Raw genomic sequence first — 21381 nt, 5'->3', positions numbered from 1 at the left:
CGACGACCGCGAAGCTGGTGCTGGACGGATCGGTCAGCGTGTTGTCGATGAGCGTGTAGGAGTAGCTGATCGTGCCGAGGCCGGTCGCCGGATTGTAGACATAGCTTGCCGTCAGCGTGCCTGTCGTCCCGTCGGCGAACGCCGTCGGGATACCGGTCAGTACATGGCCGCCCAGCGACACTGTCGTCAGGCCGTCCGGCGACGTGAAGCCGATCGTGCCCGAGGTCGTTTCCGAGGTCGCAGGCTCGTCCGAGCCCTCGGGCTCGCCGGCGCGTGCCGGCAGGCCGGCCTCGTAGACCGTCGTGTCGGCGCCGCCCGCCACCGGGATCGATACGGTCGGCGTTCCATCGCCGATCGAGATGGTCAGCGTGGTGTGCGAAAGGTCGCCGTCGCCGTCCTTGATGGTGTAGGTGAAGACGTCGTTGACGCCACCGGACGTGCCGGCATCGCGAACATAGCTGTACGAACCGTCGGCAGCCAGCGTCAGCTTGCCGTAGGTGCCCTGGATCAGCGTGCCAACCGTGGCCGCGTCGTCGACATCGGCATTGGTGTTACCAGCCGCGACGCCAACCACCGCCGCGCCATCGGCGCCCTTGGTGTCGGCGCCCGCCGCATTGCCGTCGGACCCGCTGCCGTCGATTACATTGCCGCCGACCGGCCCGAACGAGCCCGCCGCCACGGCATCGGTATCGGCAAATGCCGTCGGCACGTCGTCGACGATCTGGACGGACAGCGTGCCTGGAAGGGAGACGTCTCCGTCGGTGTCGGTAACAGTCACCGTCATGTCGTCGAAGATGGAATCGGTCCCCGCGCCGGGGTGAGCCGCGCTATGAACGAGCGTGTAACTGTAGCTCACCTGGCCAGTCGCGGCGTCGTAGCCGTTGACGGTCAGCGTGTTGCCGAGCGGCGTGGTTATGTTGATCGGCGTCGATGCGCTGTTGGCAAGGGCAGCGCCCGAAATCACCTGGCCGGCAATGGTCAGCGAGCCGACACCGTCGGGCGAGGTGATGGTGAAGGTGCCGGTGTTGATCTCCGACTGGTCGGTGTTGGGCGAAGAATCTTGCGCCTCGCCCGAGCCTTCCGACCCCGAGCTTGCCGGCAGGCCTTTTTCATTGGCGATGGTGTCGCCGCCATCGACGGAAGGCGTCAGGTCGATGATCGAGGGTGTGGAATCCGGCCGCAGGCTCGGAAACAACTCGCGGTTATCCGGCTGGCCGAACGCCAGGTCTGTCGGGGGCAACAGCGCCGAAAGACCGAATCCGTCGCCGATGCCGCCGGGGGGAACCGAAAAGTCTCCGCCTGCACTTGAGTTCGAACCGCCCGGACCGGCCGAGATGGAGCCGTCGGCGCCAAAGGCGACATCGACGTGGCTGGCCTCGAGCGCGGCGATCAGGGCAACGCGCGGTACCTCGACGTCGCCAATGATGAACGTCGGCACGTTCAAGGCGCCATCCTTGATCACGATGACCGAACCATCAGCCTGTTCGAGCACGAGGTTGTGGCCGTCGACCTTGATGTTGTCGATCGAGACGTCGGCCGGAAGCTTTACCACGTTGCTGGCGTCGGCCACGTATTCGTGGGGCGCAGCGGCCGCCGGGGCCTTCGCCTCCGCAGGTGCATCTTGCTTGACGGGCGCGCCGCTGCCGACATCGACGGGTACGGGCTCGGCAGGCGCCGGCTGGGCGGCTTGCGCTATCTGCGTCCCTGCCTGCGACGGTGAGCCACCATGTTCATTGGGAGAGTGCTGGTCCCAAGAATTCGAGACGGTGTCCAATTCGTTACTGTTCGCCATAACCAAACCCCTTCGGTATTTCCCGGAAAGAGACAGTGACAGCCTCTGCTTTGCAACTATCCTGCAACCGCTTTTATATATGCCGATATGCCTGTCTCAGCATTTTTTAGACGTGGTAAACTCCCAACATATAACCTGATATACATTGGTTGGGCCGCGGTCCGTTTGACATCCACCAGTTGAGCTGGGTCGGCAAGCAGAAGTATAAATTTGGATAAAAGTTTACGCAAAGTGGATGTTCCTGTTTTGCAAAAATTTATCCACCTTCCTTTCCAGTAATTTGAGACAAGATCGGTAGCGTCCACAGTCAAAGGTGGGCGTTATGAAAAAAGAAAAATCTGCCCCGGGGATAACCGGGCTCAAGCTGCTCCTGCTGGCAACGGGCATCGCAAGCCTGCCGCAACCATCATCCGCAAGCGCCGTTGCCGTGGATAACCGGGCTGCCGCTGGAATGCTGGCGAGGGTCGGAACCCCGCCCAGTCTCGGCGGCGTCTCACTGGCTCGACCGCAACCCTGGCAGCCCGTTTCGGCCTACAGGATCGGCATGATTTTCGGCAGCTATGGTCCTGTTGCCGTTAATGAAAAGCGCGATCCTTCGATCGCGCAGGACGACGCCGGGATCGACCCGATCCAGACGGCAGCGATCATTCCCGGCGTGTTCGGTTCGGTTGCCCTGTCGATGCGCAATTTCCCGGTCTCGGCGCGCTGGGCGCCTGTCTACAAGGCAATTGTCGAGTGCACCGCGGGCAGTCCATGCGAGCGCAAGAACAGCACCTTTGCCGGGATCGTCGAGGCAGCCCGGGACAAGCGCTTCATCGACAAGCTGTCCTTCGTCAACTCAAGTATAAATCGCGCGATCGCCTACAAGAAGGACAGCGTGGTTTACGGCAAGCTCGACTACTGGGCCAAGCCCTCGGAAATCCTCGAGCGCCGGGCAGGGGACTGCGAGGATTTCGCTATCCTCAAGATGGCGGCGCTGCTGCATGCGGGCATCCCGGCTCAGAGCATGTCGCTGGTTGTCTTGCAGGATCGCAAGCGCGGTTTCTTCCATGCCGTGCTGTCGGTCAGCACCGGCAGTGGCGTCTTCATTCTCGACAGTCTGAGCAATGTCGTTTCGCGCGACAGCGATCTGCCGAGCTACGTGCCGCTGTATTCGTTCAGCACCGACCGCGCATGGATCCATGGCGCAAAGACCGGCTCCGCGCAAATCGCCGATATCAAGGGCGGCCTTTCGACGGTCGCGCCGGGCGAAGGTCTGCAACAGTAAGTATGCCGTCAGGGTGTCTTGGGCGCCCTAGCCGCCGAAGACGAACGCCATCAGCAGTTCCGGCTCGACCACCGGCGCCCGCACCGCGTTCAGTTGACCCCGGTAGCGGCGGTCACCGGCGCCGATGACGAAACCGGTGGCGACCGGCGTCTCGCCATTGGCCTCGAGCCTGGCGAATATATCGGCGACATGGAGGTCCAACGCCAGCTTGAGGTCGTGGCGCGTGTCCTCGTTCGGCGCCGCCGGCAATTGACGACGCACCAGTTGCTGGAACGGCGCATTGAAGGTCAGGATCTTCTTCGACGATGACAGGGCAAAGGCCGGCGAGGGACAGGCGACCAGAATAGCGTTGATGGTCTTGATCGACGCCAGCCTCTGCAAGGTTAGGTTCTCGTCGGCCAGTCCACGCATGCAGGCTACGCGGATTGCCGATGTCAGGTTTCCGGTGTTGGCGTGGCTCTCGGCGATCTCTTCGATCAGCATGCCGATCGTGCATTTACGGTTTTCGGCCATTTGCTTCAGCGAGGTCCAGAACGCCCTCTCCAGACGAATGCCGCGGCGCGTGCCGCCACGCGCCACGACCCGGAACTCCAGTCCGAAATCCTCTGCCACCAGCGGTGGAAGCAGCCGGTCGCGATCGGCAGGAGGGGAGATCGCGCTACCGCTCACTCATCGCCTCCTCACGCGCCTTGTTGATAGGCTTCATCAGGTAGGTGAGGATCGTCTTGCGTCCGGTCTTGATGTCGACCGAACAGATCATGCCGGGGATGATCGAATAGGTCTTGCCGTCACGTGTCAGCGTCGATTTGTCGGTGGCGACGCGAACCTGATAGTAGGGTTCGCCGGTCTTCTGGTCGACCAGGCTGTCGGCGGTGATGTTCGAGACCTTGCCTTCGATGCCGCCGAAGATCGAGAAATCATAGGCAGTCACCTTGATCAGGGCATCCTGCCCCGGCCGGATGAAGGCGACGTCTCGCGGTGAAACCCGCGCTTCGACCAGTAGGGTCTCGGAGGTCGGCACGATGCCCGCGACGACGGCACCGGGCTGGACGAAGGCGCCGACCGTATTGATGTCGAGCGTGTTGACGATACCGTCGACAGGCGACCGTATGTCGGTTCGCGCCACCTTGTCGGTGGCGCCGCGTATCGTCTCATCCACCACCGAGAGGTCGGCGAGCGCCTGTGTCAGGTCGCTGAGCGCTTCCTGTTGCAGCTGCAGGCCGAGTTCATCGACCTGAAGCTGGGCTTCCGTGATGGCCGACTTGGCTTTCTTGATGGTTTCGCCGGCGAGTGCCAGCTGACCATTGAGCTCGGTCTGCTCGCGCTCGACGCGGAGTTGCTCGGTTCGCGCCATCAGGCCTTTCTTGACCATCGCCTCGACCAGCTTCGCCTCCTGGTCGCTGACGGCCAGATTCTTGGTGAGGCGATCGGCATTGGCGTTGGCCTCATCCAGTTCCTTCTCGCGCTGATCGAGGCGCGACTTGAGAACCGATAGCTTGACTTCGAAGTTGTCGCGGCGTGCGATGAGCAGTTTCTGCTCGTTGTCGCAGATTTCCGGCGCGACCTTCTGGATCTCGGACGGGCAGGGAAATGCGCCCTCGAGATTGCCGGTCTGTTCGAATTTGAGCCGTGCAATGCGCGTCTGCAGCGCCCGCGCCTTGGCCTGCTGCTCGCCAAGGCTTGAGGTGTTGAAGGTGTTGTCGAGGCGAATGATGAGGTCGTTCTTCTTGACGATCTGCCCTATCTTCACAGCGATTTCCTGAACAACGCCGGGCTCGCTGGCCTGGATGATCTGGGTCTTCGACGCGGGTATGATCTTGCCGTCGCCGCGTGCGATTTCATCGACCTCGGCGAAGGACGCCCAGGCGACCGAACTCGCAAAAAGCGCTCCGATGATGAATATCGACGCTGACGCAAAAAGCGGCGGGCGGTCTTCCCTGGCAAGCATTTCCCATGCCCCAACGTATTGAATGCACTCAACAAGTCTGTTTCTGTCAGGCGCTCGTTCTCTGCAGCGCCTGTATCACTTGGTCTTTCGGTCCATCGGCAACGATCTTGCCTTGCTCGATGACAATCAGACGGTCGGCCAACTCTAGCATGCTGAAGCGGTGCGTCGAAACGATCAGCGTCGTGCTGCGATCGAAGGCCACCTTGAGCTGCTTGATCAACTGGCGCTCGGAAGCCAGATCCATCGAGCCGGACGGCTCGTCCAGGAAGACGATTTTCGGTTTGGTCAGCAACAGGCGGGCAATTGCCATTGTCTGCCTCTGGCCGCCCGAGAGATTGGTGCCGCGCTCGCCGACATTCATGTCGTAGCCGCGCGGATGGCGGGAGACGAAATCGTCGACGCCGGCAGCCTTGGCCGCTTCGACGATCTGTTCATCGGTCGCCTCCGGACAAGCCATCAGGAGATTTTCCTTGATGGTGCCCGAAAACAGATCGTTGGCCTGCGCGACGATACCGACCGCGGCGCGAACCTCCGACGGGTGGTATTGGCGGATGTCGATGCCGTCCAGCAGCAGCTCGCCGGAGGTCGGCAGGAAGAGCCTGCCGATCAGCCGACCCATGGTCGTCTTTCCCGAGCCTATGCGGCCGATGATGCCGATCCGCTCACCGGGCTTCACCGAGAAATTCACGCTGGTCAGAACTTCGTTTTCAGAACCCGGATAGACAAAGCCGACGTTCCTGAACGCCATCGCGCCATTGCGAATGGGGCGGTTGACGAAACCAACCGTGTCCGGCCGATCCTCCGGCTGCGCCATGATCGAATTGACAATTCGCAAGGAGAGCATTGCCTGACGAAGTCTGGACAAGGTGATAGCGATCTGCCCAAGGGGAGCCACCGCCCGGCCCGCCAGCATGACGGTGCCGATGATGGCGCCGGTGGAGACATGTCCTTCCGAAAAGGCATAAGCGCCGGCCACGATCAGGGCGACGGTTACCAACTGCTGGATGGCCTGCGTTATGTTGCCGGCGGCAGCCGAAAGCTGCTTGATCTTCTCGGAGGTGTTTGATGCGTTCTTGGAATGCTCTGCCCATTTTCGCAGAAGATACGCCTCTGCCCGCAACGACTTGATGGTCTCAAGCGTGGAGATGGATTCAACCAGCAGGGCCTGGCGTTGCGAAGCCTCGTTCATGGACGCGGCAACGCGTTTGCCGATACGCCGTTGTGTGATCAGCCCGACGATCACGGAGGCGACAAAGGCAATGGCCGGTATGATGACCAGCCAGCCGCCTATCGCATAGATTACAAGAAGAAAGACGAAGACGAATGCGGTGTCGATGAAGACGCTGACGGTGTTCGACGTGAAAAACTCGCGTACGAACTCGTACTGCGTCACCCGATTTGCATATTCGCCGGTTGAGCCGGGCCGTGCCGACAAGGACGAGTTCAGCACCTTCTCGAACAGCATGTAGGAAATGCGAAGATCGGCTTTGCGCCCGGCATAGTCGATCAGCGACGCTCTGGCGGTCTTCAAGAGCAGGTCGAACAGAATGACCGCGCCGATCCCGATCGACAGCACCCAGAGCGTCGATATCGCCTTGTTCGGCAAGATCCTGTCGTAGACGTTCATGGTGAAGATCGGCGAGGCAAGAGCCAACAGATTGATGAATACCGCCGACAGGATGACCTTCGAATAGGTGCGCCAGAATGGCCCCATCGTTCCGGTCAACCAATGTCGCCGCTCAATCTTGGCTGCCGAACCGACGCTCATCCCCTCGACCGCGTTGGCATAGGTTATCGAGAAGGAAACGCCGCCGCTTATGTAGCTTCCGGCAAGTTCGGATTTGCTGATTGTTGTGCGGCCGTCCTCCTGGGGAGCGGTGGTAAATCCACCGTCCGCTGTCTCGGCAAGCAGCGCCACCGGCAATTGGCTGACGCGAAACAGGATGGCGGGGAGGTCGATGCGTCCGCGAAGAAAGTCGCGATGGCTGAACTCTGTGATTTCAAGACCGATGCGTTCGGCAAGATGCCGAACGGCGTCGATATCGATTTGGGTATCCGACAGCGGCACGCCGGCAAACAGCACGGTCTCGGCGCTCGGCCTGCCCAGGTAGCCTGCAACAGCTGAAAAGCAGGCCTTGAAGGCCTCCTTTGGGGACAGGATTTTAGGTTGTGGGTTCACGATCCGCCCGCAGGACTATCGTTCGACCTTGGCCTTCCTATTTCTTCCTTACTGGCGCGAGGATGTCAAAAGGCAGATCGTTCTTTTGCTCCGACGGCGTGCGTGCATAGGTTTCGGTGTCGGCCGTTTCCGGTGCATTGAACTCGGCCTTGGCGTAGGCGGTTGCCTGCTTGGCCGGGTGCAGACCCATGGTGTTCAGCAACTGTCCGGTTGCCGCCAGCAGCCGGTACTGGGCGAAAAGCGACGCGTAGGACGCGGTGTCGGCAAGCGTCGCTGTGTTGAACCTGGTGTTCTGCGCATCGAGCACGTCGAGCAGCGAGCGCTGTCCGACCTTGAACTGCTCGCGATAGGACGCCACCAGCCTTTCGTTGGCGGCGGCCTGAAGCTTCAGCGTCTTGGCCAGATCGGCCTGCCGGAAGCGGCGATCCCATGACGTCCGGACGGCTTCCTCGATCTCGCGCAGGACCTGGTGCAGGACAAGGCGCTGCTCGCTGGTGCGGCGGATTTGTTCCTGCTCGTTGGCCTTGTCGATGCCGCCGCGATAAAGGTTCCAGCGCAGCACGACCCTTGCCTGAAGGTCGCTCGTGTCGCCGTCGCTGCCATCGATGTCGGATCCTGCCCGGGCGACACCTTCGGCGGTGATCGAGGGCCCGAATTTTGCCCGTGCGGCATCCACGAGGGAAGCCGCGGCGTCGATATCGCTGTTGGCCATATGCACGCGCGGATTGTTCTGTCGTGCCAACCCGATTGCTTCGTCAAGCGATCTCGGCAGCGCGGCGGACACATCGCCCGGCCTCGATGCACTGGTCAGCGGCTTTCCGACAGTCTTGAAGAACCGGATCTTTGCTGCCTCTAGTTCCTCGGTGGCTTCCTGCACACGGGCCTTGGCGGCGAACAGCCGTTCCTCAGCCTGCTGACGATCGGCCTCGTTCAGCGCGCCGCCGGCAATGCCTTGCCGGATGTCGCCGAGAATTCCCTGATGGAATCCGAGGTTCTTCTTCGCCTCGGCGACGATCGAGGCCTGCAACATGGCTTCGAGATAATCCTGGACAACCGAGAGCCCAATGAATTCGGACCGTTCCAGAACCCGGAACGAGGCACCGTCGACGCGCGAGGCCTGGCGGTTTAGTTCGGCGCGCCTTGCACCGCTGTCGTAGAGCGTCTGCGTAACCGTGAGGTCGGTTTCAGCTGGATAGAGCGTGTCATTCTCGATGGAAAGTGAGCGCCTGTCCGGATTGTCGAGGCGGCGAGCCCCCGCCGACGCTTCCAGGTCAACGCTGGGAAGATAAAGCCCCTTCGCCTGGCGCAGTTCGAATTCGATTGCTTCGCGGTTTTCGATTGCCTGGCCAATCTCGGGATTGGACTCCACCGCGACCGCCATCGCCTCTTTAAGAGTGAGCGCGTGAGCATTCCCGCAGCTCAATATGGCAACCGTCGTCAGCAGGCCAAGGCGCTTGCATATGGCCCACATAGTTGTCGAATTCATTTTACCCACCCCAACATTCCCCCTGCACGTTATTCCAAGGCGCTACGACCCAAGCACAATTGTCTACAAACTTACAATTTAGTGGACACTAAAAGGCTGGATTCAAGCCACAAATTTACGCAATGTAGCAAAAATAGCACAAAGAATGCCCGGCCGCCCTCCGATTAAGCGCTGCCGACCACGTGCGCCTATTTCCATGGTCCGCGACCCTGGAGCTGACGGCGCCCAGGTGGAAGGCCCGCCCTGTGACCGAGGAACCCAGCTTTCCTACTCCGTTGTGCCAGCTTTTTTTCTGCGCCGATTGGTGTGCGACTGCGCGACGGCCATCTGCAACTCGGGTGTGATCTCCAACGGCGCATTCTCTGCCTCATGCGTGTTCTGCAGCCCTTGGACGTGGACCGTCGGGAATGGCAGTTCGATGCCTTGCTCCTTGAAGACCTGGCGCAGGCGCACATAGAATTTGCGTTTCATGCCGAAGGCGCCTCCGGGTCTGGTCATGGCCTTGACCCTCAATACGATGCCGTACTCGCCGAATTCCTGTACGCCCTGCATCTTGATCGGGTCGAGCACCCAGTTTTTGAACTCGGGATCTTCCGCCAGTTCGAGACCGATTCGCTTGATCAGCTTGCGAGCGAAGTCTATATCGGTGTCATAGCCGACGGTGATGTTGAATTTGTCGATAACCCAGTCACGGCTCTGGTTCTGGACTGCCCCGAGCTCACCGAAAGGTATCGTGAACAGCGGACCGCGATGGTGGCGCAGCTTCACCGAACGCAGCGAAAAGCTTTCCACGGTACCCTTGTAATTGCCCGACGAAATATATTCGCCGACACGAAACGCATCATCGAGCAGAAAAAACACGCCCGAAATGATGTCCTTGACGATGGTTTGTGCGCCAAAGCCGACCGCGACGCCGACGACGCCGGCGCCGGCGATCAGCGGGCCGATCTGGATACCCAGCGAGGCGAGCATCATAAGCACCGCCATCACGATGATCGATGCGAGCAGGATGTTCTGGAGGATCGGCAACAGCGTGTGCAGTCGCGCCTGCTGCGGGTCGAGGATCGGGACCTCCTCGTCGCTGATCATAGGGTGCGATGCTTCGATGCCCAGCTTTCGTTCGATCAAAGCCTTGATGATCGACCAGCCAAAATCGGCTGCAAGGGCAATGACAACGATATTGATCAAGCCGCGCAATATGAATGTCGTCGTCGTATCGCTGTCGCGCATGGATTGCATGTTCAGGCCCCAGACGCGGGCGAGAAAGTAAGCCGCCGCCAGGATGAAAATCATTCGGATTGCGCGATCGATGACGGCGATCGTCACCGCCGGGATCGTGGGCCGACCGGCATCTTCGGAACCCGGCCGCAGAACGAAATTAACCCCGCGCTGCGTCAGCACGATTGCCAAGGGCAGGAAGAATGCAGCGAAGGTAAACCAGAAGTAGGTATAAAGGCCGGCGATGCGCTGCAGGAACAGAACGACGAAATACGCAGTCAACAGCCATGTCATTTCCGCGTGACCGCCATGGCGCACACCCTCCCGCTGCGTTCGTGGCCGGCGCCAGATGGCAAGCAGCAAGAGCACCAGCAGCACGAAATCGGCGCCCAGGGACAGGACCATCATTCCGTCCTGATCGATGCCAAGACCTGGCAAAAGGATAAGCGCGGCGCCAAAGAAGGCGAAGACGCCGACGATCCGGGGTAGCCAGTAGGACCAATGGTCAGCCGTTTCGTTGGTGATCGGCAAAGCGCGAACCTCGACGGCGTTCTCGACGTTCATGAAGGAAGGGACGAGCGTGGCCATCACATACAGGCGCACACCCCATGTAACGACCGCCGCCATCAGAAATGTCAGCACAATTTCGCGGATAAGCATTGGCCAGTCGAACAACATGAACGCACCGGCGCTGCCCAGTGCGAACGAGACGAGCAGCATGTTGGAATAAAGCGCGCGACCGCCAATCTTCTTGGCTCGCCCGATGGGCGTATCCTTCGGTTGCGCGATAATCCAAAGACGAAATGGACGAGTGACCTTGTACGTTGCCCAGGTGAGCGCCAGGCCGGCAGCGATGAACATCGCAATCAGAATAAGTACGCTGACGGGCCCCTTGCTGGACATATCCTGCATGGTCTCGGCGCGAACGCGCGCGAACTGGCCTGGCAGCAGAGGCAAAGTCCGCATGATCCTTTCGATATGATGCCTGATCCGATCGAGCGTCGAGGATGCCATCGTATTCATCTGGCCGGGTGGGGCCACGGCGTCGGATGATGCGTCGGCCGACGAAGCTCCTGTCTCGGCAGGCGTTGATCCCGCGTCCTGATTTCGTTGTTCGGCCAGCCAGGCCTTCACCGACGGATCGTCGAGAAGCTCGAACAGCTGCTTGACTCTTTCAGGCGGGACGGTCGCCTGTGCCTGTGCCTGACCAGCCAACAAGAGCGCAATCCCAAAGAGGAGCGGCCTTGCAATCAGGACTAGCATCGCAGTCAGATCTCCGAGACGTCGTGCCGGGCGCGCCAGAGTCTTGGCTCCCAATCGTCGATTCATGAGTGGCATCGTGCGGTAACCTTCCGGTCAAATCGGCGAGCAAAGACAGCTAGGTCCGTCATTGCACCACCTTGGACAAGCCGATGTTGCGGTGCAAGTCTCATCGTTCCTGGCTAGCCCGTTGGGCAGGGCACCTGGCGACCGGCAAGGCATTTGTCTGTCCCTTGTGTCGAAAGGACTTTCCAGTTCATAATTAAGGATATCGTATATCCACAAGGATGTACAATATCCTTAATAGCGAGCTGACAGTGACAGGATGGAAGGGCGTCTACGACATCCTCACCAAGGAAGGCCACACCGTCAGCGTCGTCCAGAACCCGACCGTATCTCCAAGGAAGACGCGCTCGTCACCCGCCGTGCGATCGATGCATGGGTGGCAAGATCGTATTGGCAGGCACGCCATTGCCCTCGGAACTGACTGCGGCACCATGTCTCTGTGCTGGCCGCCAGAGCTTGGTTGCCAATCCAGGGGCAGCCACGGAAACTGCACCGCGTTGAGGAACCGAATGAGAAGTCGCACATGAACATCGAGGGTACCTGCGATCCACGCTTTGCCGGTGTGCGCGACGCTTTTGCCAGGTGTTTCGCGCAAGGGCTGGAGCATGGCGGCGGCGTGTCGGTCGTGGTCCAAGGCAGGACAGTCGTTGATCTGTGGGGCGGTCATGCGGATGCTGCGCGCAGCCGTCCGTGGCGGCAGGACACGCTGGTCAATGTCTGGTCCTGCACCAAGGGCGTCGTGGCCTTGGCCATTGCCATGCTGGTGGAACGCGGCAAGCTCGATTATGCCGCCCCCGTTGCGCGCTACTGGCCGGAGTTCGCGGCCGGCGGCAAGGAGCGCATCACGCTCGATCACGTGATGTCGCATCAGGCCGGGCTGAACGGTCTCGCCGTGCCGATGGACGAGGCAGGACTGTTGGCGTGGACGCCTTTTGTCGATGCCCTTGCCGCCATGTCACCCCTGTGGGAGCCGGGCAGCCGCTGTGTCTATCACGCCCTTACCTACGGCCACCTTGCGGGCGAAGTGCTGCGCCGTGTCGATGGGCGAAGCATGGGCCGCTTCATCGCGGAAGAGATCGCAGGCCCGCTTGGCGCTGATTTTCACGTCGGTCTGCCAGCCAGCGAGGATCCCAGGGTCGCCGAGATGATTGAAGGTCCAAAGGCTTCCGACTGGGTCGAGTTTGTCCGCGCCTCGCCATTTCCCCACGCAGGCGAGAATCCCACACCCCGGGCATCGGCGCCCAACGACCGCGCCTGGCGCGCCGCCGAGGTGCCGGGCGGCAATGGCCAGTCGACGGCACACGCACTGGCACGCATCTACGGCATGATGGCGGCCGGCGGCGTTTGGGAGGGCAAGCCTCTGATCGGCTCCACCGCGGTCGAAGAAGCAGCAAGACCTCGCATTCGCGGCATGGACGACAGCTTCGCGTTGCCGACCGCCTTTGCCGCCGGCTATCAGATGGAGGATTCCACCTACGCCAGCCGCGCGTCGCCGCAAACGTTCGGCCACAGCGGCTGGGGCGGCGCCATCGGCTTTGCCGATCCCGCCGCCGGTGTCGGGTTCGGCTATGTCACTAACCGTATGCTCGGTTTCGACGACCTCGATCCACGCCGCAAAGTTTTGATCGACGCCGTTTACGACGCGCTCTGATGTAAGCACACACGCTGGTCATTGATTTCGCTGGCTCCGAACATCAGGAGACCAGAGCGCCAACCACCGCGGCACAGTCACCGGCTTTGACCAGGCCTGGAAAATGCCGCGCCGCCAGCAGGCCGGACATTTTTGCTTTGATCTCCTGCGGAGCGATGCCGGTGCGGCCGGTGGAGTGGATACGCGCCAGCACCGCACCTTCTTTCACGGGTTCGCCGAGATCGACCATGGTTTCGATCATGCCGTCGTCCTCGGCGAAGGAGAAGCAATCGCCCGACGGCATGTCCAGCCATTGGGTCGTGCCTGTCTCGACCGCACCCTCAACAATGCCGGCATGACGCAGCACATTGCTTATGCCGCGCCGTGCAATGCGCACCGTCTGCGCACGCGAGGTGCCGCCGCCGCCAAGCTCGGTGCTGACGAAGACCTTGCCCATTTCTTCCGCCGCCGTGTCGTACATGCCGACGGAGTCGATTTCGATCATGCGCATCGAGAACGGGGCCGAAAATGCCGCGACCGCGTCGAAGGCTTTCTGCTCCAGCGCCCTGTCGGACAAAGTGTGGGCGGCGCAGAACGGTACGAAGTCCAGCGTCCTGCCGCCGGAGTGGAAGTCGAAGACGAGGTCGGCGCGGGGCAGCAATTCGCGTTGAAAGTAGTCGGCGATCTTTTCCGTCACCGTGCCGTCCGGCCTTCCCGGGAAACTGCGGTTCATATTGCCCTTGTCGATCGGCGACGTGCGGGTGCCGGCTCGAAAGGCCGGATAGTTCATCGCCGGCACGATGATGACGGTGCCCGAGACATCTTTCGGGTCGAGCGTGCGAGCCAGGTCATACAGCGCCAGCGGACCTTCATACTCATCGCCATGATTGCCGCCGGTGAGCAGGGCAGTCGGCCCCTTGCCCTTGCGGATGACGCAGATCGGGATCATCACCGAACCCCACGCGGAGTCGTCGCGACTGTAGGGCAAGCGCAGGAAACCATGTTGCACGCCATCCTTGTCGAAATCGACGGTCGGGGCGATCGGGGATGGGCGGGACATCGTTTTCAATTCTTCACCACCAGTTTGCGCGGCACATTGGCCAGGCACTCTACACCGGTTTCGGTGATCAGGATGGATTCGGTGATCTCCAGTCCCATCGTCTCCAGCCACAGGCCGGTCATGAAATGGAAGGTCATGCCGGGCTTGAGTTCGGTGCGATCGCCAGGGCGCAGGCTCATGGTGCGTTCGCCCCAGTCCGGCGGATAAGACAGGCCGATCGGATAACCCGTGCGGTTATCCTTGACGATGCCGTATTTCTTCAAGACGGCGAAGAAGGCGTTGGCAATGTCCTCGCAGGTGTTGCCGGGTTTGGCCGCTGCAAGCCCCGCCTCCATGCCTTCCAGCGTCGCCTTTTCGGCGTCGAGAAATTCCTGCGTCGGCTTGCCCAGAAAGACGGTGCGCGACAGCGGGCAGTGATAGCGGTTGTAGCAGCCGGCGATCTCGAAGAAAGTGCCTTCGCCGGACTTCATCGGCTTGTCGTCCCAGGTCAAATGCGGTGCCGAAGCGTCGGCGCCCGACGGCAACAGCGGCACGATTGCCGGATAGTCGCCGCCGATCCCATCGACGCCGCGCGTGCCGGCATCATAGATCTCGGCGACAAGGTCGCATTTGCGCATGCCGACCTCGATCTTGTCGACAATGCGCTGGTGCATGGCTTCGACGATGCGGGCCGCCTTGCGCATATAATCGATCTCGGTCGCGCTCTTCACCGCGCGCTGCCAGTTGACCAAAGCTGTGGCATCGACAAAGCGGGCATTGGGAAGGTGTTTCTGCAGCGAAGCGAAGGCGGCGGCAGAGAACCAGTAATTGTCCATCTCGACGCCGATGGTCAGCTTGCCCCAGCCGCGATCCGCAAGCACGCTGGACAAAAAATCCATGGGGTGGCGCTCGGTCGACTGCACATAGTGGTCGGCATAGCCAACGATGTTGTCATGCGCGAGATAGGCTGTGCGTTTGGCGCCGTTGGCGTCCTGGCCGCGGCCGTACCAGACCGGCTCCCCCGACGGCGGCACGATGACCGCCTGATGTACGTAGAACGACCAGCCATCATAGCCGGTCAGCCAGGCCATGTTGGAGGGGTCGCTGACGATCAGGAGGTCGACGCCCTTCGCCTCCATGGATTGCCGTGTCTTGGCGAGGCGTTCCGCAAATTCGCCGCGCGAGAATTTCAGGTTCGGTTGCATTGTTCTTGGGTCCTCGTTTGTTGGGCCTCGCGGCCAGCATCAGCTTTCGAAAATCGTTCCTGACTTGGCCGCACGAGCGCGGTCGCGGGCGAATGTTGCAATCGCCGTGTCCTGCACGCCGGTGCCGGTGAGGTCGGCGATGGTGATGTCTCTGGCTGAGCCCCTTCCATGACGTTCGCCGGCGATGATCTGGCCGAGTTCGGTGATCTCGGCATCAGCGCTCATCACGCCCGATGCGATGGCGTGGTGCAGTTCGCCGAGGCGCCGTGTCTGCGTGGCGCTGTCGGCGACATAGAGATCGGCCATGCGCAGGATCGCCGGCGCGATCTCGTTCTTGTGCTCGGCGTCCGAGCCCATGGCGGTGATGTGCTGGCCGGCAACGACAAAGCCGGCCTTGATCAGCGGCTCGGTCGACGGCGTGGTGGTGACGATGATGTCGGCGCCGCCAACAGCCTTTGCCGCGTCCGGTTCGGCGCGCACGAGGATGCCAAGCTTCTCACGCAGGGCGCCTGCCGTTGCCTCCGCTTTTGCCGCATCACGCGCCCAGATGCGCGCCTCGGCTATCGGCCGCACCAGCATGAGCGCTTCGAGCTGCAGCCCGGCCTGTACGCCGGCGCCGAAGATCGCGGCAACAGACGAATCCGGCCGCGATAAATGCTTCGCCGCGACCGCCCCGGCAGCGGCGGTACGGATGTCGGTGAGATAGCCATTGTCGAGCAGCAGCGCCTCGACCACACCGGTTCTTGCCGAGAGCAGCACCATCATGCCACCTCCGCTGGGCAGACCGAGTTTCGGATTGTCGAAGAAGCCGGAACTTATCTTGACGGCGAAGCCATCGATGCCAGGCACATAGGCCGACTTCACATCAACCTCGCCGCGATGCTCGTGAATATCCAGCCGCAGGATCGGCGGCATCGCGACAGGCAGCGTGGCAAGCGCACGGAAAGCGTTTTCGACGTAGGCTACAGCATCGAGATCGAGCGTCACGATTGTGCGCAGTTCTTTCTCGGTGAGGATCATCATCCGGCTCATGCCGCGGGCTCCGCAATGGCGTCACTGCAGATGATCTTGCGATGCGTGTTCATATCGATGTTGCGACCGGACAGCAGAACCACGACCGGCCCGTTCACTCTGACCTTGCCGGCGAGCAGCGCGGCGATGCCGACCGCGCCGGCGCCTTCGACGATCTCACGTTCCTGTTCGTAGGCATGGCGGACGCCGGCGGCGATCTCGTCCTCGCTAAGCAGAACCACGTCGTCGAGCAGGTCGCGGCACATGGCGAAGGTCAGCCGGTTGTCGAGGCCGATGCCGCCGCCGAGCGAATCCGCCAGCGTCGGCAACTCCTCGACCTCGACCGGGCGGCCGGCATCGAGGCTCGCCTTCATCGCCGCGCCGCGCGCCATCGAGACGCCGATCACTTTTGTGTCGGGGCTGACTCCCTTGACGGCGGCGGCAATGCCCGAGGCTAGGCCACCGCCGGAGAGCTGCGCCAGAACGAGAGCGGTATCCGGAACTTGCTCGATGATCTCCAGGCCGAGCGTGCCTTGCCCGGCGATAATGGCGGGATGGTCGAAAGGTGGCAGCATCACCAGCCCCTCTTGCGCCACCAGCCGCTCGACCTCCTGCTGCGCCTCGTCCTGGCTGTTGCCGACGATGCGGACCTCCGCACCGAGCCGGCGGATTTCGTCGAGCTTGTTGCCCGGCACCAGGCGCGACATGCAGATCACCGCGCGCATGCCTTCGAGCTTTGCTGCATGGGCCAGCGCACGGCCATGATTGCCGGTCGATGAGGCGACCACGCCGCACGCCTTCTCCTCAGAGCTCAGCGAAGCGACAGCGTTCGAGGCGCCGCGCAGTTTGAAGCTTCCGGTGGTCTGGTGATGTTCGAGTTTGAGGTGGACGGGGACGCCGAAGCGTCCCGACAGGCTGTGGGACAATACGGTTGGGGTGCGCACAACCTTGTTGGCGATACGCTCACGGGCGGCATGGATGTCCGTTAGGGTGACGGCGCGCGTCATGGGGCGACCCCCTCTGGCCTGCCGGCCATCTCCCCCTCAAGGGGGAAGATCGGCAGCCTCAGCGTTGCCGCTCTTCCTGCAACGTCGATGATTGGCGAAGGCGTGGCAGCAGCTAATCTCCCACCCTGAGGGGGAGATGGCCGGCAGGCCAGAAGGGGTCGCTCGTGAATGCGGGACATAATCTTACTGTCCCAGCGGCAGCATCATCAGGCGGCCAAACTCAGGGCGCGGTGTCCCGTCGCCGCAAAGCCGCAAGCAATTCCAGGCGCTGGCCTGATTGCTGGTCACGACAGGACGGCCGATCGCCTCTTCCATGCCGGGAACCGCGAGCGCACCGCGCAGCGCGGTGCAGGACACGAACAGCGCATCGGCTTCAGCGTGCGTCGCCTCGCGCGCCAGTTCGACAATGGATGCCGGCGCAATGCGCGCCATCTCGCGGTCATCCTCGAAACCGAGGCAAGTGAAGCTCAATATGTCGAAGCCACGTGCCGCAAAATAGGCAGCCATCGGCCTGGAGGTTTCGACGGTGTAAGGGGTGAGGATGCTGATCTTCTTCGCGCCCAAAGCCTTCAGTCCGCGCACGCCGGCGATCGGCGGTGTGACGACGGGAGCGCCTGATTTTGCAGACTGGATTGCCGCCTCGATCTCGGCGTCGCCGATCACCACAGAGGCGGAGGTACAGGAATAGCAGATGGCGTCGAGGCTCTCGTCGGGCAGGATGAGCGCCGCGCCTGCCGCCAGCTCCGGCTGCATCTTGCGAAGGTTTTCCGGCGTGGTCGGGTTCTTGTAGGGAATGCGCGCGACATAGACGCCGATCCGCTCGCTCGCCACCATGCGGCGGAAATCCGGCTCGCTGGTGTGGTCGGTGGCAAGGATGATCAGGCCGACGCGCTTTTCCAGCGGGCGCGCGTCGAGCGCCGGCCTTGCCGGCATCAGCCTGATTTCGGGCAGCGGTTTCATCTTGAGAATTACCTTTCGATCTTGCCGTAGCGATGTTCCAGCCAGCGCAACAGCACGACCGAAAAGAGGCTGATGACGAGGAAGAAGGCGCCGACCAGCGTGATCGGCTCGATGTAGCGATAGTAGGTGTTGGCGACGCTCTTGGCCTGGTTCATCAGCTCCAGCACGGTGATCGCCGATAGCAGCGGCGTCTCCTTGAACATGGCGATGAAATAATTGGCCAGCGCGGGGATCATCGGCGGGATGGCCTGCGGGATGATGATGTTGGTCCAGGTCTGCGTGGCGCTCAGATTGCAGGCCTTGGCGGCTTCCCACTGACCGCGCGGCACGTTGTCGATGCCGGCGCGATAAACCTCCGCAGTGTAGGTGCCATAGTGCAGGCCGAGCCCGATGACGCCGGCGACCAGCGGCGGCAACAGGATGCCGAAATCCGGCAGCACGTAGAAGATGAAATAGAGCTGCACCAGAAGCGGCGTGCCGCGGATGAATTCAGCCGCCCAGCCGACGGTGCGTGACAGAACCTTGTTGGGCGAGCGCCGCGCCAACGCGATGCCCAGGCCGACGATTGCAGCCAGAACGGAGCCGAGCAGCGTCGCCAGGATGGTGATCTTCACGCCCTGGATCAGCGTCGGCATGATCTCCCAGACAAAGTTCCAATCCCACTCCATCAGACGCGCACCCCATCAAGGCCACGCGCCATGCGGCGTTCCAGAGAACGCACGCCCCAGGAGATGATCAGCGCCAGCGCGAAATAGATGATCAGGATGGTGGCGAACGGCACCAGCGTGTTGCCAGTTTGCGAGCGCACGACCTGCGCCTGGAAAGTGAGATCGGCGAGCGAGATCAGCGACACCACGGAAGTCGCCTTGAGCAGCTCGATGGCGTTGTTGCCGAAGGTCGGCAGCATGATCAGCAGCGCCTGCGGCAGGATAACGTGGCGCATGCCTTGCCAGCGGCCGAGATTGAGCGCGATGCAGGCCTCATATTGTTCGCGACCGACCGACTGGATGGCGCCGCGCACCACTTCGGCCGCATAGGCGCCGACATTGAGGCCCAGCGCCAGCACGCCGGCCTGCAGCGGGGTCAGCTCGAGGCCGATCAACGGCAACACGAAATAGGCAAAGAACAGCTGCACGAAGATCGAGGTGCCGCGGAAGAATTCGATGTAGACGGTGGCCAGCCAGCGCAGCGCAAAGAAGCGCGACACGCGCCCCATGCCGGCAAGGAAGGCCATGATCAGCGCAAGCACCGACCCCATCAGCGTCAGCTCGATGGTGACAAGCGCTCCCTGCAATATCAGGCCGAGATAGCCGGACCACTGGGTCATCTAGGGTTCCAACGGTTGATCATGGTTCCTTCTCCCCGTTTATGGGGGAGCGGCCGCGTAGCGGACGAAAAGCCAATTGCTTGGCTTTTCGAGCGACGAAAGCCGGCAGGCGGATGAGGGGCAGAGCCAGCCTCTCAAGGGAAAGCGCTGCCCCTCTCCGTCAGTTCGTGACACCCTCTCCCCGTAAACGGGGAGAAGGTAAAGAGGCGCGCTATTTCGCGGCGCAGAGCTTGTCTCGGCTCGTTGACATCGCTGCTGCCGCCGAGAAGCCGTAGGGCTCGATGATTTTGGCGAAGTCGCCGGATTTCTTCAGCTTGGCCAGTTCGACATCGAAGGCATCGCGCAATGCCTCATCGCCCTTCTTGAAGGCGGCGCCGTCGCAATAGACCGGCGCACCCTGCACAGGCGCAATGACTTCGAGGTTCGGGTCGGCAGCCTTCTTGACGAGGTCGTTGATCGACAGAACGGGCAGCGAGTAGGCATCGATGCGGCCGTCCTGCAGCATCTTCAGGCCGCTCTGGCCGTCGGGCACGACGATGACGCGTTCGCGCGGCACGCCGGCGTTGAGCGCCAGCTTCTCTTCGGTGCCGCCGCCCGGCGCGCCGATGGTGGCTGACGTGTCCTTGGCGACATCCTCGTAGCTCTTGAAGCCCTTCGGATTGCCCTTCTTCACCAGCATCGCCTCGGCGTCGCACAGCACCGGTTCCGAATAGACGACCGCCGCGCAACGCTCCGGCTTCATGAACAGGCCGGCGGTGACGACGTCGAAGCGGCCGGCCTGCAGTCCGGGGATCATGGCGCCATACTCTGAGATCGACGCGACGATGTCGCCAACGCCGAGACGCTTGAAGATCTCGCGGGCCACGTCGGGCGCCGCGCCCGAAACCTTGCCGTCGGCGGCGACCGCCGTATAGGGCGGCTCGTTGGCGATCGCGACTCGGGCAAAGCCCTGCGCCTTCAGCTGCTCGAGCTTGCTGTCATCGGCCGAACCGGTGCTTGAAGCCGCGAGTACCACCGTCAGTGCGAGACCGGCGACGCCGGCCAGAATGCCAAGTTTCTTCATTGTTCCCAACTCCTTGTTTGTCTTCTTGGTTTTGTCTGGGGCGGTCTTCCGCCCCGCAAAGCGGTCAGACACGATGTCCGGCTGCGATGATCTTCTTCAGGAAGCCTTGTGTGCGCTCCTGCTTGGGATGGCGGAAAATCTCGTCGGGCTTGCCTTCCTCGACGATCCTGCCGCGGTCGAAAAACAGCACGCGGTCGGCGAAGTCGTGGGCAAAGCCCATCTCGTGGGTGACGAGCAGCATGGTCATGTCGGTCTCGGCGGCAAGCTTGCGCATGACGTTGAGCACCTCTTCGACCAGCTCCGGATCGAGCGCCGACGTCACCTCGTCGAACAGCATGATCTTTGGCGACAGCGCCAGCGCACGCGCAATCGCCACGCGCTGCTTCTGGCCGCCGGACAATTGCGCCGGCATCGACTTCGCCTTGTCGGCCATGCCGACCATGTCGAGCAGTTCCATAGCCCGCTTTTCGGCAGCTGCGCGCGGCGTGCCCTTGGTCAGCATCGGCGCCAGGGTGACATTGTCCATGACGCATTTGTGCGGAAACAGATTGAACAGCTGGAAGACCATGCCGATCTTCTGGCGCATCTTGGTCAAATGCCGCTCGTCGGCGGGCAGCAGCTGGCCATTGCGCTCCATGTGATAGAGCTGCTCGCCATCGATCTGGATATGGCCGCCGTCGATCTTCTCAAGTGTCATCAGGATGCGCAGGATCGTCGTCTTGCCCGAGCCGGACGGGCCGATCAGCGCCAGCTTCTCGCCCGGCATGACCTGCATCGACAGGCCGTCGAGCACCTTGAACGAGCCGAAGCTCTTCGAAATGGCGTCGACCTTGATGATGGGAGTGGACAAATGAATTTCCCCTGCTGGAGAAGCCTGTGCCCTTAACGATGCGGAAGGCACCAAATCATGTCAATTGGGAAAA

At 61.8% G+C, this 21381-nt stretch carries 17 protein-coding genes; 2 read left to right on the top strand and 15 right to left on the bottom strand.

Translation table 11 applies throughout. The annotated features are described in order from the left end of the window. On the bottom strand, window positions 1-1792 hold a 1792-nt coding region (locus AC1D1L_RS23050; protein ID WP_477343754.1), incomplete at its 3' end, for an Ig-like domain-containing protein. A 322-nt stretch (window positions 1793-2114) separates the two neighbouring features. Between AC1D1L_RS23050 and AC1D1L_RS23045 the strand changes: the two genes are divergently transcribed. Beyond that, window positions 2115-3059, top strand: coding sequence for a transglutaminase-like cysteine peptidase (locus AC1D1L_RS23045; protein WP_477343753.1), 945 nt, complete (start codon window positions 2115-2117; stop codon window positions 3057-3059). Between the two features lie 27 nt (window positions 3060-3086). Here AC1D1L_RS23045 and AC1D1L_RS23040 read toward each other — a convergent pair whose 3' ends face one another. From AC1D1L_RS23040 to AC1D1L_RS23020, 5 genes are all read right to left on the bottom strand, one after another. Continuing rightward, complete coding sequence (locus AC1D1L_RS23040; protein ID WP_192255848.1) at window positions 3087-3728, bottom strand: ribbon-helix-helix domain-containing protein; 642 nt, start codon at window positions 3726-3728, stop codon at window positions 3087-3089. Next, window positions 3718-5007 carry an HlyD family type I secretion periplasmic adaptor subunit gene (locus tag AC1D1L_RS23035; protein ID WP_192255851.1) on the bottom strand — a complete coding sequence of 430 codons (1290 nt, stop codon included), beginning with the start codon at window positions 5005-5007 and terminating at the stop codon, window positions 3718-3720. Before AC1D1L_RS23035 ends, AC1D1L_RS23040 begins: the two co-directional genes overlap by 11 nt. Before the next feature lie 46 nt (window positions 5008-5053). Further along, window positions 5054-7186, bottom strand: a complete 2133-nt coding sequence (locus AC1D1L_RS23030) for a type I secretion system permease/ATPase (protein WP_477343751.1) — start codon at window positions 7184-7186, stop codon at window positions 5054-5056. Window positions 7187-7223: 37 nt separating this feature from the next. After that, the gene (locus AC1D1L_RS23025; RefSeq protein ID WP_477343750.1) at window positions 7224-8672 is read right to left on the bottom strand and encodes a TolC family outer membrane protein; all 1449 of its coding nucleotides are present in this window, start codon (window positions 8670-8672) and stop codon (window positions 7224-7226) included. Between the two features lie 267 nt (window positions 8673-8939). Then, window positions 8940-11153 (bottom strand): mechanosensitive ion channel family protein, encoded by a 2214-nt coding sequence (locus AC1D1L_RS23020; protein WP_477343749.1) that lies wholly within the window; start codon window positions 11151-11153, stop codon window positions 8940-8942. 586 nt (window positions 11154-11739) lie between these two features. On the opposite strand from AC1D1L_RS23020, the gene AC1D1L_RS23015 reads away from it, so the two are divergent. Then, window positions 11740-12867 carry a serine hydrolase domain-containing protein gene (locus AC1D1L_RS23015; protein ID WP_477343748.1) on the top strand — a complete coding sequence of 376 codons (1128 nt, stop codon included), beginning with the start codon at window positions 11740-11742 and terminating at the stop codon, window positions 12865-12867. A gap of 43 nt (window positions 12868-12910) precedes the next feature. Here the strand turns inward: AC1D1L_RS23015 and doeB are convergent, their stop codons facing one another. From doeB to ehuA, 9 genes are all read right to left on the bottom strand, one after another. Then, on the bottom strand, window positions 12911-13906 hold the full coding sequence (gene doeB, locus AC1D1L_RS23010; RefSeq protein ID WP_477343746.1) for a N(2)-acetyl-L-2,4-diaminobutanoate deacetylase DoeB: 996 nt from the start codon (window positions 13904-13906) through the stop codon (window positions 12911-12913). A 5-nt stretch (window positions 13907-13911) separates the two neighbouring features. Next, window positions 13912-15090, bottom strand: coding sequence for an ectoine hydrolase DoeA (gene doeA, locus AC1D1L_RS23005; RefSeq protein ID WP_477343744.1), 1179 nt, complete (start codon window positions 15088-15090; stop codon window positions 13912-13914). A gap of 39 nt (window positions 15091-15129) precedes the next feature. Next, window positions 15130-16122: a cyclodeaminase gene (locus tag AC1D1L_RS23000; protein ID WP_477343743.1), complete on the bottom strand. Its 993-nt coding sequence runs from the start codon at window positions 16120-16122 to the stop codon at window positions 15130-15132. Continuing rightward, window positions 16119-17108 carry a hydroxyectoine utilization dehydratase EutB gene (gene eutB / locus AC1D1L_RS22995; RefSeq protein ID WP_477343742.1) on the bottom strand — a complete coding sequence of 330 codons (990 nt, stop codon included), beginning with the start codon at window positions 17106-17108 and terminating at the stop codon, window positions 16119-16121. The genes AC1D1L_RS23000 and eutB overlap by 4 nt, the downstream gene beginning before the upstream one ends. Before the next feature lie 183 nt (window positions 17109-17291). Further along, a complete protein-coding gene (eutA, locus tag AC1D1L_RS22990) occupies window positions 17292-18068 on the bottom strand; it encodes an ectoine utilization protein EutA (protein ID WP_477343741.1) in 777 nt (258 codons plus the stop codon). An 8-nt stretch (window positions 18069-18076) separates the two neighbouring features. Next, window positions 18077-18736: an ectoine/hydroxyectoine ABC transporter permease subunit EhuD gene (gene ehuD, locus AC1D1L_RS22985; RefSeq protein ID WP_112566166.1), complete on the bottom strand. Its 660-nt coding sequence runs from the start codon at window positions 18734-18736 to the stop codon at window positions 18077-18079. Next, window positions 18736-19395, bottom strand: coding sequence for an ectoine/hydroxyectoine ABC transporter permease subunit EhuC (ehuC, locus tag AC1D1L_RS22980; RefSeq protein WP_477343740.1), 660 nt, complete (start codon window positions 19393-19395; stop codon window positions 18736-18738). Before ehuC ends, ehuD begins: the two co-directional genes overlap by 1 nt. A gap of 211 nt (window positions 19396-19606) precedes the next feature. Further along, window positions 19607-20458, bottom strand: coding sequence for an ectoine/hydroxyectoine ABC transporter substrate-binding protein EhuB (gene ehuB, locus AC1D1L_RS22975; protein ID WP_352589294.1), 852 nt, complete (start codon window positions 20456-20458; stop codon window positions 19607-19609). A gap of 64 nt (window positions 20459-20522) precedes the next feature. Then, complete coding sequence (gene ehuA / locus AC1D1L_RS22970) at window positions 20523-21308, bottom strand: ectoine/hydroxyectoine ABC transporter ATP-binding protein EhuA (RefSeq protein ID WP_210285109.1); 786 nt, start codon at window positions 21306-21308, stop codon at window positions 20523-20525. Window positions 21309-21381: the final 73 nt, after the last annotated feature.

It is taken from the genome of Mesorhizobium sp. P2_D6, assembly GCF_056404315.1.
The sequence above is the reverse complement of the archived record's forward strand: the minus strand, read 5'-3'. Positions and strand labels throughout refer to the sequence as shown.

Coding starts and splice junctions, on each gene's coding strand:
- AC1D1L_RS23000 (WP_477343743.1), bottom strand. CDS start 16,122: ATGAGCCGGATGATGATCCTCACCGAGAAAGAACTGCGCACAATCGTG.
- eutB (WP_477343742.1), bottom strand. CDS start 17,108: ATGACGCGCGCCGTCACCCTAACGGACATCCATGCCGCCCGTGAGCGT.
- AC1D1L_RS23035 (WP_192255851.1), bottom strand. CDS start 5,007: ATGCTTGCCAGGGAAGACCGCCCGCCGCTTTTTGCGTCAGCGTCGATA.
- eutA (WP_477343741.1), bottom strand. CDS start 18,068: ATGAAACCGCTGCCCGAAATCAGGCTGATGCCGGCAAGGCCGGCGCTC.
- AC1D1L_RS23020 (WP_477343749.1), bottom strand. CDS start 11,153: ATGCTAGTCCTGATTGCAAGGCCGCTCCTCTTTGGGATTGCGCTCTTG.
- ehuC (WP_477343740.1), bottom strand. CDS start 19,395: ATGACCCAGTGGTCCGGCTATCTCGGCCTGATATTGCAGGGAGCGCTT.
- ehuB (WP_352589294.1), bottom strand. CDS start 20,458: ATGAAGAAACTTGGCATTCTGGCCGGCGTCGCCGGTCTCGCACTGACG.
- AC1D1L_RS23025 (WP_477343750.1), bottom strand. CDS start 8,672: ATGAATTCGACAACTATGTGGGCCATATGCAAGCGCCTTGGCCTGCTG.
- ehuD (WP_112566166.1), bottom strand. CDS start 18,736: ATGGAGTGGGATTGGAACTTTGTCTGGGAGATCATGCCGACGCTGATC.
- doeB (WP_477343746.1), bottom strand. CDS start 13,906: ATGTCCCGCCCATCCCCGATCGCCCCGACCGTCGATTTCGACAAGGAT.
- doeA (WP_477343744.1), bottom strand. CDS start 15,090: ATGCAACCGAACCTGAAATTCTCGCGCGGCGAATTTGCGGAACGCCTC.
- AC1D1L_RS23015 (WP_477343748.1), top strand. CDS start 11,740: ATGAACATCGAGGGTACCTGCGATCCACGCTTTGCCGGTGTGCGCGAC.
- AC1D1L_RS23045 (WP_477343753.1), top strand. CDS start 2,115: ATGAAAAAAGAAAAATCTGCCCCGGGGATAACCGGGCTCAAGCTGCTC.